Origin of the sequence: Streptomyces sp. NPDC017225, from assembly GCF_044331465.1 — a bacterium.
In the GTDB taxonomy this organism is placed as follows: Bacteria; Actinomycetota; Actinomycetes; order Streptomycetales; family Streptomycetaceae; genus Streptomyces.
In genome coordinates this window covers 68,202-79,979 of the sequence record NZ_JBIRNE010000028.1, presented here as the reverse complement: position 1 = coordinate 79,979, position 11,778 = coordinate 68,202, and the positions used below count along the sequence as shown (strand labels likewise).

The following is an 11,778-nucleotide window of genomic DNA, read 5'->3' as shown; positions in this document are numbered from 1 at the left end:
TCCGACTCTATCAGATCTTTCCGATCCGATTTCCTCGGCGCTTTCCAGGTTCTCGCTTTCGCGTTTCCCTTTCCGGCGGTTCCGACTCTATCAGATCCTTTCGGGCCTGATTCCCAGTCAGCGGGGTTTGTCTTCGCGGCTGTTGGGCCGTTCCGACGTTCCAAACCTTAGCGGACTCTCTCGGCGATTCCCAATCGGAGTGGACCGGGCCGTCGAGCCTCAGTCGAAATTGAATTCGGACGTGCCGAAGTCATTCCCACTGAGGGGGTCGTGCAGGTGGTTTGAGCGCCGCTGTCGCGGCGGGAGGTGCTACCGCAGAACCGTTACGGCCCCGTGGCAACCCGAAGAACCTTACGGATCCCGTAGGAGACTGTCAACCGCACCTGTCAAGATCTTTTAATCGAGGTCACTGAGCCTGCCGCCGGCGTCCGGCTGTGCGTGCTCCACCCTGCGCAGGAGGCGGGTGAGGACGTCCCCCAGAGCGGTCCGGTCGTCCGCGGACAGGTCCTGGAGCAGCTCCTCCTCGAACACCGAGGCCAGGCGCATGGCCGCCAGCCACTTCTCGCGTCCCTCCGCCGTCAGCTCGACGATGACGCGGACCCGGTTGGTCTCGTCGCGGTCCCGGGTGACCAGCCCCTCCCCCACCATGCGGTCGATGCGGTGCGTCATCGCGGCCGGTGTCAGGCCGAGGCGCTTGGCGAGGTCGCCGGGGCCCAGCCGGTAGGGGGCGCCGGAGAGGACGAGCGCCTTCAGCACCTCCCAGTCGGTGTTGCTGATGCCGAGCTCGGCGGTCTGCCGTCCGTACGCGACGTTCATGCGGCGGTTGAGGCGGGAGAGCGCCGAAACGATCTTCTCGACCTGCGGGTCGAGGTCCTGGAACTCGCGCTGGTAGGCGGCGATCTGTTCTTCGAGTGTCGGCTCGCGGGGGCCGGAGGTGTCGCCCATGGCCGCAGTATGGCACGGGACTCCTTTGCCTTGAAGTCCTTCGCTGTGTACTCTTTAACATCGAACTTTAGCTTCTAAGTCTTCAGCTCTAACGGCTGGGGCGATCTACCCAGAGAGGGTGAACGTGACCAGGGCAATGGGCGCAGCGATGCGCCGGATTCATGTGGGCAACGCACTCAGCGCGTTCGGGCTCGGCTTCACCGTCCCCTACCTGTACGTCTATGTGGCGCAGGTACGGGGACTCGGTTCTGTCACGGCGGGTCTCGTGCTCGCCGTCTTCGCCGTGGCCGCGCTGATCGTGCTGCCGTTCGCCGGGCGGGCCATCGTCCGCCGGGGCCCGCTGCCGGTGTTGCTCGCCGCCCTGGTCACCGCCGCGCTCGGCGCGCTGAGCCTGGGCCTGTCGGCCTCGGCGGCCACCGTTCTGCTGTCCGCCGCCGCGCTGGGAGCGGGGCAGGCCGTGATGCAGCCGGCGCTCGCGACGATGATCGTGGACTGCTCCACGACGGAGACCAGGTCGCGGGCGTTCGCGACGCAGTTCTTCCTGCAGAACCTGGGACTGGGCGTCGGTGGACTCATCGGCGGCCATCTGGTCGACACGACCAGCGCCTCCTCCTTCACGTTGCTGTTCTCGATCGAGGCGGCGATGTTCCTGGTGCTGGTCGGCGTGATGGCGACGGTGCGCGCGCCGCGCGCGCCCCACGTGTCGGGGGTACCGGGGCAGGCCGCCGGCAACAGCTGGAAGCAGCTGCTGGGAAACCGGGCCATGGTGCAGCTGTGCGTGCTGGGCTTCGTGCTGTTCTTCGCCTGCTACGGGCAGTTCGAGTCGGGACTGAGCGCCTACGGCGTCGAGGCGGCCGGGATCTCCACGTCCACGCTGGGTACCGCGCTGGCGGCGAACACGCTGGTGATCGTGGTCGCGCAGTTCGCGGTGCTGAGGTTCGTGGAGCGACGGAAGCGGTCGCGTGTGATCGCCTCCGTGGGGCTGATCTGGGCCGTGGCGTGGGCCGTGGCCGGGTACGCCGGGCTCGGGCACGGCAGCCAGGCGATGGCGACGGCCGCGTTCATCTCGACGTACGCGCTGTTCGGGCTGGGTGAGGCACTGCTGTCGCCGACGCTGGCGCCGCTGGTGGCGGATCTGGCGCCGACCGGGCTGGCAGGGCAGTACAACTCCGCCTTCGCCCTGGTCAAGCAGCTCGCGCTGGCGATCGGTCCGGCGGTGGGCGGTCCGCTCGGGGCCTCGCTGCACGCGCCGTACATCGTGGCGTTCCTGTTGTTCTCGCTGGGCATCACGGTGCTGGCGGTGCGGCTGGGGCGGGAGCTCACGGACGTACAGAACCAGCCGGCGCTCGCCAGGAGCCGGGTGGTCACGCAGGGCGGGGCGCCGGCCGACGCGGTGGCTGCCGCGGAGGCGTGAGGAGACGTGAGGTGACGTGAGGAGGCCCTGACGGGTGCGCCCGTCAGGGCCTCCTCACGTCTGCCGCGTTCACGCCCGTGGGTCACGGTTTCGGCAGGATGAACTCGCACCAGACCGCCTTGCCGCCTCCGGGCGTGCGTCTGGACCCCCAGTTGGAGGCGATGGTCGCGACGATGGCGATGCCCCGGCCGGACTCGTCCACCGGCTCCGCGCGGCGGCGTCGGGGCAGGTGGTCGTCGCCGTCGGTGACCTCGACGATCAGGCGGCGGTCCGTACGGCGCAGGCGCAGCCGCATGGGGGGCGTGCCGTGCTGGAGGGAGTTGGCGACCAGTTCGCTGGTGGCCAGGACGCCCAGGTCGTGCAGCTCGGTGGAGAAACGCCAGCTGGTCAGGACGCCCGAGGCGAAGGCACGCGCGCGGGGGGCCGCTTCCACGCCGCCGAGCAGTTCCAGCGCGGCGTTGCGGAAGAGCTCGGCCTGCGCGCCCTTGCGGGCGGGGTGCTGGAGGACCAGGACGGCGACGTCGTCGTCGTGGTCCGGGGTGACGCCGGCGGAGCGGACCAGGCGGTCGCAGACCACCTGGGGGCTGCCGGTCGCGCCGGACAGTGCGCGCTCCAGGGCGGCGATGCCCTCGTCCAGGTCCTCGTTGCGGCGTTCCACCAGGCCGTCGGTGTAGAGGACGGCCGTCGAACCGGGGGTCAGGGCGATCGAGCCGGACGTGTGCATCCAGCCGCCGGTGCCGAGCGGGGGGCCGGTGGGTTCGTCGGCGCGCTGGACCGTGCCGTTCTCGTCGCGGACCAGGATGGGCAGGTGGCCGGCGGACGCGTACACCAGCCGGCCCTCGTTGGGGTCGTGGATGGCGTAGACGCAGGTGGCGATCTGGTTGGCGTCGATCTCGATGGCGAGGCCGTCGAGGAGCTGGAGCACCTCGTGCGGGGGCAGGTCGAGGCGGGCGTAGGCCCTGACCGCCGTACGGAGCTGGCCCATGACGGCTGCCGCGCGGACGCCGCGGCCCATGACGTCGCCGATGACGAGCGCGGTGCGGCCGCCGCCGAGGGTGATCACGTCGTACCAGTCGCCGCCGACCGCGGCCTCGGTGCCGCCGGGGTGGTAGGTGGCGGCGACGCGCAGGTCGTCGGGTTCCTCCAGTTCCTGCGGGAGCAGGGAGCGCTGGAGGGTGACGGCGGTCTCGCGCTGGCGGCCCTCGCTCGCGCGCAGGCGGGCCGCGGCCTCGGCGTGGTCGGTGACGTCGGTCGCGAAGACGAGTACGCCGCGGCCGCCGCCGCTGTCGCCTTCGGTGACCGGCGTGCAGGTGAAGGTGTAGGAGCGGCCGTCGGGGGCCTTGCGGGACTTGAGGGTGCGGGGTCTGCCGCTGCGCTGGACCTGGTCCAGGAGCGGGAAGAGGCCGAGTTCGTCGAGCTCGGGGAGGGCCGTGCGGGCCCGTTCGCCGAGGTCGCGCATGCCGAAGGCCGTGACGTAGGCGTCGTTGACGTAGGCGAGGCGGTGGTCGGGGCCGTGGACGAGGGCGACGAGGGCCGGGACGCGGTCGAGGACGTCGCGCACGGGGAGGTCGTCGACGGCGGGAGCGGGCGGGGCCTCGTCGGTCAGCTGTTCGGCGCGGGCGGCGGGTACGGAGCCGTCTCCTCGCCGGTCCGGGGAGAGGGTCGTGTCGGTCCGCGCTGCGGCGCGGCGCTGCGTTCCGGGGAGTCGGGCGCTCCAGCGCGTGAAGTTCACGAATCCTTGCCTCGTGTAGTTGTCGGCGGCCCAGGGCCGGGGCGGGCCGGGAACGGCCGGGGCCCCGGAGGCCGCGCGGGAGCGAGCGTCGGCGTGCCCGCGGTGGTGGACCAGTCTGGCAGGGTGCCGACCGGGCCGACATCCGTCAGACGCCGGACCGGCCGGGGGAGTTCCTGAGTCCGGCCAGGACTACCCCTTCGGGTTGCGAGGTGGTTCCTGAGAAGGCTTTCCACCGGCCGCGAGTTCGAACTCCGCTCGCGGATGTTCGAGTGAACCCAGGGAGACGACCTCTCGTTTGAAGAGTCCGGCGAGGGCCCATTCGGCCAGTACGCGCGCCTTGCGGTTGACGGTGGGGACGCGGCTGAGGTGGTAGGCGCGGTGCATGAACCACGCGGGGTAGCCCTTCAGCTTGCGCCCGTAGACGTGCGCGACGCCCTTGTGGAAGCCGAGGGAGGCGACGGAGCCGGCGTACTTGTGCGCGTAGGTGTCGAGGGGCTCGCCGCGCAGCGTGTGCGTGATGTTGTCGCCGAGGACCCTGGCCTGGCGGACGGCGTGCTGGGCGTTGGGGGCGCATTCCCGGCCGGGTTCCGCGGCGGTGACGTCGGGGACGGCGGCGGCGTCTCCCGCGGCCCACGCGTGTGCGGCGCCGTCGACGGACAGGTGGGGGGTGCAGGTGAGCCGGCCGCGGTCGTCGAGGGGGAGGTCGGTGGCGGCGAGGATCGGGTGGGGTTTGACGCCGGCCGTCCAGACGACCGTACGGGTGGGGAAGCGGGCGCCGTCGCTGAGGACGGCGACGCGGTCCGTACAGGACTCCAGGCGGGTGTCCAGGCGTACGTCGATGTTGCGGCGGCGCAGTTCGGTGACCGTGTAGCGGCCCAGGTCCTCGCCGACCTCGGGCAGGATGCGGCCCGAGGCCTCGACGAGGATCCACTTCATGTCGTCGGGCGTGACGTTGTGGTAGTACCGCGTGGCGTAGCGGGCCATGTCCTCCAGCTCGCCGAGGGCCTCCACGCCCGCGTAGCCGCCGCCGACGAAGACGAAGGTGAGGGCGGCGTCGCGCAGGGCGGGGTCGCGGGTGGAGGAGGCGATGTCCATCTGTTCGAGGACGTGGTTGCGCAGGCCGATGGCCTCCTCGACGGTCTTGAAGCCGACGCCGTGGTCGGCGAGGCCGGGGACGGGCAGGGTGCGCGAGACGGAGCCGGGCGCGAGGACGAGTTCGTCGTACGTCAGCCGGCGGGCGCCCGTCTTCTCCTCGTCGGTGGCCAGGGTGGTGACGGTGGCGGTGCGCGTCGTGTGGTCGATGGAGCGTGCCTCGCCGATGACGACGTCGCACTGGCCGAGGACGCGGCGCAGCGGCACGACGACGTGCCGCGGGGAGATGGAGCCGGCCGCCGCCTCGGGCAGGAACGGCTGGTACGTCATGTAGGGGTCGGGGGAGACGACCGTGATCCCGGCTTCGCCCCGCCGGAGTTCGCCCCTGAGGTTCCGCTGAAGACGCAGAGCCGTGTACATCCCGACGTAGCCACCGCCGACAACGAGAATGCGCGCACGTTCCTTCACCATCCCATGACGCACCCGACGCTTGCGTTTGTCCACAGGCTCGTCGATTTGTGTGACTGGAGATCTCGGGGGCGCGGGGTGGCCCGTATGGCCGTGATCCGGTGTGGTCGCGCAGGTCAGCGGGGGTGGGAGGGGATGCGGAGGACGGCATGCTCGGGGCGTGTGCGATCCGTGGTCCGATCAGGGGGTGCCCGGTGCGGAACCTGCCCCTTCTGAATTGACCCCCGCTCAACTATGTTCTTTCCCACGGAGTGTGAGGGGATGTGCTCATCGGGTCCGCGACGGGCGGGCCGAGGAACCGGGCCTGTTCCGCGCACTCCGGCTTTCGATGACGGGGAGTGTCTCCGGGGGGAGACGTCATTACCGGGGGATTTTCTATGCATGTTCAGGACTCTCATTGGTCGTCCGCGTCCGCTGTCGCGCCCGGCGGTGCGATGAGCGCGGGGGTGGGCGGCGCACGCGGGGACGGGGCACGGACCGCGCCTTTGCGCGTGGACGCCCAGCGCAATCTGGAGCACGTGCTGCGCGCGGCGCGCGAGGTGTTCGGCGAGCTGGGGTACGGCGCGCCGATGGAGGACGTGGCGCGGCGCGCGCGGGTCGGTGTCGGCACGGTGTACCGGCGCTTCCCGAGCAAGGACGTCCTGGTGCGGCGGATAGCCGAGGAGGAGACGGCCCGGCTGACGGACCAGGCCCGGACGGCGCTCGGGCAGGAGGACGAGCCGTGGTCGGCGCTGTCGCGCTTCCTGCGGACGTCGGTGGCCTCGGGCGCCGGACGGCTGCTGCCGCCGCAGGTGCTGCGGGTCGGGGTGTCCGAGGACGGTGACGGTGGTGCCATGGGTGACGGTGGTGCCATCGGTGCCGTGGGTGACGGTGGCGGTGGCGGTGCCGTGGTCGGTGAGCCGCGGGTGCCGCAACAGCGGATACAGCCGGGCTCCGGCTCCGGCTCCGGCGAGCTGCGGCTGGTGTCCGAGGGGGTCTCACGGGCTGGTTCCTCGGCCGGGGCGACGGCCGGTGATTCGGTCGGTGATTCGGTCGGTGGATCGGTCGGTGGATCGGTCGGTGGATCGGTTTCCGTGGCGGGGGACGACGGGGCGGCGGAACTGCTGGACGTCGTGGGCCGGCTCGTGGAGCGGGCGCGGTCGGCGGGTGAACTGCGGCCGGACGTGTCGGTGTCGGACGTGCTGCTGGTGATAGCCACGGCGGCGCCCTCGCTGCCTGACGCGGCACAGCAGGCGGCGGCCTCGACCCGGCTGCTGGACATCCTGCTGGAGGGACTGCGGTCGCGCCCGGCGTGAGACCGCCGTGCCGTCCGGCGGGCGGAGGGCTTCCCCCCTCCCCGAACAGCTGAGCGTTGTCACCGCGCCGCGGCAAGTCCCCACGGACGAGTGATGGTCGCCGCCGAGAGGGCCTGGACAAAAGCCGATATGGCACGCTGACCCGGTGTTCGAGACTGGCTGGGCAGGCGGCGGGGGCTTTCCGCGATGAGCGTCGACGGGCGGGACGGGTCGCCCGGTGACGGCGCCACCGGACCCGGCCACCCGCCACGGGTGCCCGACCAGGGCGGCCCTGCCCGGGTCCCGCGGGGCGGCGTACCCGTAGAGCACGGCGGATCCCCGGAGCACGGCGGACCCCAGGAGGACGGCGGACCCCAGGAGGACGGCGGACCCCAGGAGGACGTGGGATCCCGGGAGGACGCCGGACCAACGGAGGGCGGCCTTTCGGCGCAGGACCACAGGCCGGCGGAGGACAGCGTCCCGGCTCAGCGCCAGCCGCGCCAGCTCCGCGAGGACGGTGTCCTCCCGGCGCCCATCGAGCTGGACGACAGCGGTGTCCTGCCTCCGCCGCGCGAGCTGCCGCCGTCCGACGCGGAGTTGATCGAGCGGATGCGCTCGGGGGACGACACGGCCTACGAGGAGCTGTACCTGCGTCACGCGGACGCGGTGCGCCGGTACGCGCGTACCTGCTGCCGCGACACCCACACCGCGGACGACCTCACCGCCGAGGTCTTCGCCCGCGTGCTCCAGGCGGTGCGCGGCGGTTCGGGCCCCGAGCACGCCGTGCGCGCCTATCTGCTCACCGCGGTCAGGCGCGTCGCCGCCGGCTGGACACGGTCGGCCGGGCGGGAGCAGTTGGTCGACGACTTCGCCGTGTTCACCGCCCAGGCCGCGTCCAGCTCACGGGCGCCGGACGACAGCACGTCGGAGCTGGGCGCCGACGTCCGGGCCATGCACGAGGCCGAGCAGTCGCTGGCCCTGCGGGCCTTCCGGTCGCTGCCGGAGCGGTGGCAGGCCGTGCTGTGGCACACCGAGGTCGAGGACGAGTCGCCGAGCGAGGTGGCCGTGCTCTTCGGGCTGGACGCCAACGGCACGCGCGTGCTCGCCAGCCGCGCCCGGGAGGGCCTGAAGCAGGCCTACCTCCAGGCCCATGTCAGCGATGCCCTCGCCGCCGACGAGGAGTGCGCCCGCTACGCCGACCGGCTCGGCACCTACGCGCGCGGCAGGTTGCGCGCCCGTGCCCGGCGCGGGCTGCGCGAGCACCTGGACGAGTGCGCCCGGTGCCGGCTGGCCGCCGTCCAGATCGAGGAGGTCGCGAGCGGCATTCCGGCGGTGGTTCCGGTCGCGGTCATCGGCTGGTTCGGCACCGCCGGATACGCCAAGGCCGCGGGGCTCATCGCCAAAAGCGCGGGCGCCGGGGCCACGGGCGCGGCGGCTACAGCGGGCGGTGGCGTGGCCGGAGCGTCCGGGACGTCCGGCGGGGCGGGTGCCGGGGGCGGTGCGGCGGCCTCCGAAGGACTGGGCGCGCCGGTGAAGGCCGGGATCGCGGCCGGTGTGGTGGCGGTGGCCGCCGCCGCGGCGCTGGTCCTCGCACTCGCCGGCAACGACGCCCCGGCCGAGCAGCCGCCGAAGGCGGGCCCGCCACCCTCCTCACCGGTGGCCCAGCCCGCCCCGGAGACACCCACGCCCCCGGCACAGCCGCCCCGCCCACGTCCGCCGGTGGCCGCACCGGAACCACCCCCGCCCCCGGAGCCCGCCCCCAGGCCGACGCCTCCCCCCGCCCTCACGCCCTCCCCCACACCGACACCGACACCGCCGAAGCCGAAGCCGAAACCGGCCCCGCCGACGCCGCCGCCCCCTACGCCAACCCCGCCGCCGTCGCCGTCACCGTCCCCCGCCCCGACCGTCTACCAGTGGAGCGAGCTGGCGTACGACGTGGGCGGCGACGGTAGCGGGCCCGAGATGCGGCTGGCGGGAAGCAGCCGGGTGTGGCAGCGCTCCGCCCTGTCGGTCGGCGACGAGCGGTACGCACGGGGCGTCACCGTGCGCGGCCGCTCCTCCGTCACCATCGACCTCAACCGCTCCTGCTCCTCCTACGACGCGCTGGTCGGCGTCGACGACCTGACGACGGAGCTCGGCAAGGTCCGCTTCTCGGTGCACGCCGACGGCGTCCGGCTGTGGAGTTCCGGGACGGTCGAGGGCGGGGACCCGGCGGTGCCCGTCCATGTGGACCTCGCGGGGCGCGAGACCGTACGGCTGGTGGTCGAGCCGTACGGTCACCTCGGCTCGGTGGCACTCGCGGACTGGGCGCAGTCGCGGTTCACCTGCGTGTAGGGCTCGCGGGACACCCTTCAAGCACTCACGCCCCACTCACACCCGTGCTCGCACCGGCACCGGCACCGGCCCTCACACCCGCGGAGCCCCACCCCGGAGGCCGTCAGGCCGCCCGGGCGTCAGACGCGCCGCACGACCGCTCCCGCCTGCGCCCCGCCCAGCGCCCCGCGCTGCGGCGCGATGCCGCCCGGTACCGCGCGTTGGCGGGCCGGGGTGCCGGTCCAGCAGGTGCCGCGGCGGGCGAGGAGGCGGCCGAGCCACAGTTCGAGGGAGACGAGGTCGGCCAGTCCGTCCAGGGGCAGTGCCTCGCCCGCGGCCGCCGCACGCAGCGCCTTGCGCACGACCCGTGCCTCCACCAGACCCGCCTGCGCGAGCAGCGGCGTGTCGAAGAGTCCCAGCAGGGAGTCCGCGGCGACCCTCAGCCCCGTCCTCGCGGCGGTGGCCGCCACCCCCCGCGTGGGTGCTCCCCAGCCGCTCGGCAGCTCGCTCACCCCCGAACCCTCCAGCACCGTCCGCAGAATCGACGCCCGCGCCCCCGGCTGCACCCGCAGCGCCTCCGGCAGCGCACGGCAGGCGCGGACGACCTGGTTGTCGAGGAACGGTGTGTGCAGCCGCTGGAAGCGGATCTCGGCGGCCTGCTCCAGCACCCGCACGTCCGCCGCCTGCCGGGCCAGTGCCGCACGCGCGCGGAAGTCACCGGGCCGCTGCCCGGGCCCGACCCCGGACCGCTGGGAGGACGTCTGGAGGCGAACCGATACTTCAGCCAGCGCCTCTCCGGTCAGCCACCGTGCCGCCGGCCCCGGCCCGGCCCAGGCCAGCGCGGCCAGCGACGCCTCCATGGCGCCGTCGCCCGGCGTGTCGAAACGCCGGCGCAGCAGCCGTTCGGAGAGCACCTCGAGCCCGGTGCGGTACGGGGTGCGCGCCAGCCGCCGGGCCGCCGCGTAGACGCGCCCGGGGACGAGCACCGACCCGTCGGCCTTGGCGAGCGCGGCGACCGGCCGCACGAGGTGACGGCGCTTACGGTCCATCAGCAGGTCGGCCAGGCGCGCCGGATGGGCGTCCAGCACCTGCCGCGCCCCGTATCCGGTGAAGTGGTCCGCGCTGCCCGCGGCCAGCCGGGCCCGGTGCCGTGCCGACGCGACCAGCGACGAGCCCGGTTCGTCCGTCAGCGGCCCGTCCAGCGCGGCGTACGGGAGCATGTCCTCGCCGCCGGTGACCACCACGTGGTGCAGCCGCGGGTTGGCCGCGAGGGCCCCCGCCCGCTCCAGCTCGGCCTCCTGCCCGCCGACGGCGAGGTCGTTGAAGGTGACGGCCAGCAGCCGCTCGCCCGCCCCGGTGCCGTGTCCGAGCACGGTCCCCGGCATCCCCGGCAGCCCGGCGGCCAGCAGCGCCAGCGTCCCGGAGGCCGGGCCGCCGGACAGGTCGGCGCCGATACCGGGAACCGGCATTCCGCGCGCGGCGCGCCGTTCCGCGGGGCCCATGCCGGGCACCGGCCCTGGGTCGATGCCGTCCCCGGGGACGTGCCGGGGGGCGGCGAGACGCGTGCGCACGGCCTCCACCAGGGCGTCCCGTACGCCGTCCACCGCCCGGTCGGGGTCGGCCGCGGGCGCGGCGACGGCGAGTGAGGCCACCTGCTCGTACCCGGCGACCTCGCGCGCCCCGGCGCGCAGGATCAGTGCGTGCCCCGGCGGAATGCGTTTCACGCCGTCGTACGGGGTGGAGTCGTCCAGCGCCGCCGGTACGTCGGGCGCGGCGAGCAGTGCGGCGAGGTGTCCGAAGTCGAGGTTGGCCTCGATGAGGTCGGCCAGGGGCAGCGCGGCCGTCGCGTATGCCGTGCCGCCCGCCCAGGGGGTGTGGAAAACCGGCCGCGCGCCCGCGAGGTCGCCGCAGACGGTGATCCGCCGGCCCACCTGGACGACGGCCGTGTAGCTGCCGGGCCACGCCGTCAGATGCCGGAGGGCGCCCCCGCGCGCGGCGAAGAGTCCGACGCGCAGCTGCTCGTCGGACGCGCCGCAGATACCGAGGACGGCGATCCGGGTCTGCGGGTCGGCCGTGACGACGCGCACCTCGTCGGGGCGCCAGTCGCCGACCGCCCACAGGGGGTCGGGGTCGCCCCACAACAGCTGGGAGCCCACGGGCTGCACGGTCTCGCCGTCGTAGCCGGTGGCCCCCGCGGAGCCGCCCGCTCCGGCGATTCCCGCGCCTCCCACGGCGGTGCTGCTCCACCCCACCAACCACCGCATCGACGCCTCCACAGGCTGGGGACAACCAGTGCACCGCACCAACTGGTCCCATGCTGCCATGAAGGGCGCGCCGCAGAGCGTCGGCGGAGCCGCATGTGCTCCCGGGAATGCGCCCCCGCGGAAACCCACGCGAGAACGTCAACTACCTCTCCGCACCCCCTCGGAGGGCGCGAACACCACGCGAAGACGACGCGAATGCGCCCCCGCAACGCGCTCTTTGGCTACCCAACGCGCCCTCAACTTCCATGGTGAGGGCCGCAGCGCCCCGGAAACGTC

General features: G+C 73.4%; 7 protein-coding genes. 3 read left to right on the top strand and 4 right to left on the bottom strand.

The window, feature by feature from the left end; genetic code table 11:
* Nucleotides 1-396: 396 nt before the first annotated feature.
* Nucleotides 397-945 carry a MarR family transcriptional regulator gene (locus tag ACH4NX_RS35260; RefSeq protein WP_351397937.1) on the bottom strand — a complete coding sequence of 183 codons (549 nt, stop codon included), beginning with the start codon at nt 943-945 and terminating at the stop codon, nt 397-399.
* A gap of 136 nt (nt 946-1,081) precedes the next feature.
* On the opposite strand from ACH4NX_RS35260, the gene ACH4NX_RS35255 reads away from it, so the two are divergent.
* The gene (locus ACH4NX_RS35255; protein WP_351398138.1) at nt 1,082-2,359 is read left to right on the top strand and encodes an MFS transporter; all 1,278 of its coding nucleotides are present in this window, start codon (nt 1,082-1,084) and stop codon (nt 2,357-2,359) included.
* Between the two features lie 82 nt (nt 2,360-2,441).
* Here the strand turns inward: ACH4NX_RS35255 and ACH4NX_RS35250 are convergent, their stop codons facing one another.
* Together ACH4NX_RS35250 and ACH4NX_RS35245 are read right to left on the bottom strand one after the other, a co-directional pair.
* Entirely contained in the window at nt 2,442-4,091 is a 1,650-nt protein-coding gene (locus tag ACH4NX_RS35250; RefSeq protein ID WP_398130039.1) for a SpoIIE family protein phosphatase, read from the bottom strand.
* Between the two features lie 189 nt (nt 4,092-4,280).
* Nucleotides 4,281-5,654, bottom strand: coding sequence for an NAD(P)/FAD-dependent oxidoreductase (locus ACH4NX_RS35245; protein ID WP_351397941.1), 1,374 nt, complete (start codon nt 5,652-5,654; stop codon nt 4,281-4,283).
* Nucleotides 5,655-6,028: 374 nt separating this feature from the next.
* Here ACH4NX_RS35245 and ACH4NX_RS35240 point away from each other — a divergent pair, with 374 nt between their 5' ends.
* On the top strand, nt 6,029-6,946 hold the full coding sequence (locus ACH4NX_RS35240) for a TetR/AcrR family transcriptional regulator (RefSeq protein WP_398130040.1): 918 nt from the start codon (nt 6,029-6,031) through the stop codon (nt 6,944-6,946).
* 186 nt (nt 6,947-7,132) lie between these two features.
* Nucleotides 7,133-9,259: a sigma-70 family RNA polymerase sigma factor gene (locus tag ACH4NX_RS35235; RefSeq protein ID WP_398130041.1), complete on the top strand. Its 2,127-nt coding sequence runs from the start codon at nt 7,133-7,135 to the stop codon at nt 9,257-9,259.
* A gap of 119 nt (nt 9,260-9,378) precedes the next feature.
* Here ACH4NX_RS35235 and ACH4NX_RS35230 read toward each other — a convergent pair whose 3' ends face one another.
* The gene (locus tag ACH4NX_RS35230) at nt 9,379-11,502 is read right to left on the bottom strand and encodes an asparagine synthase-related protein (RefSeq protein ID WP_351397947.1); all 2,124 of its coding nucleotides are present in this window, start codon (nt 11,500-11,502) and stop codon (nt 9,379-9,381) included.
* Between the last annotated feature and the right edge of the window lie 276 nt (nt 11,503-11,778).

What these genes read in the sequence shown, in the direction of transcription:
- ACH4NX_RS35245 (WP_351397941.1), bottom strand. Translation starts at nt 5,654, where the DNA reads ATGGTGAAGGAACGTGCGCGCATTCTCGTTGTCGGCGGTGGCTACGTC.
- ACH4NX_RS35255 (WP_351398138.1), top strand. Translation starts at nt 1,082, where the DNA reads ATGGGCGCAGCGATGCGCCGGATTCATGTGGGCAACGCACTCAGCGCG.
- ACH4NX_RS35230 (WP_351397947.1), bottom strand. Translation starts at nt 11,502, where the DNA reads ATGCGGTGGTTGGTGGGGTGGAGCAGCACCGCCGTGGGAGGCGCGGGA.
- ACH4NX_RS35240 (WP_398130040.1), top strand. Translation starts at nt 6,029, where the DNA reads ATGCATGTTCAGGACTCTCATTGGTCGTCCGCGTCCGCTGTCGCGCCC.
- ACH4NX_RS35260 (WP_351397937.1), bottom strand. Translation starts at nt 945, where the DNA reads ATGGGCGACACCTCCGGCCCCCGCGAGCCGACACTCGAAGAACAGATC.
- ACH4NX_RS35235 (WP_398130041.1), top strand. Translation starts at nt 7,133, where the DNA reads ATGAGCGTCGACGGGCGGGACGGGTCGCCCGGTGACGGCGCCACCGGA.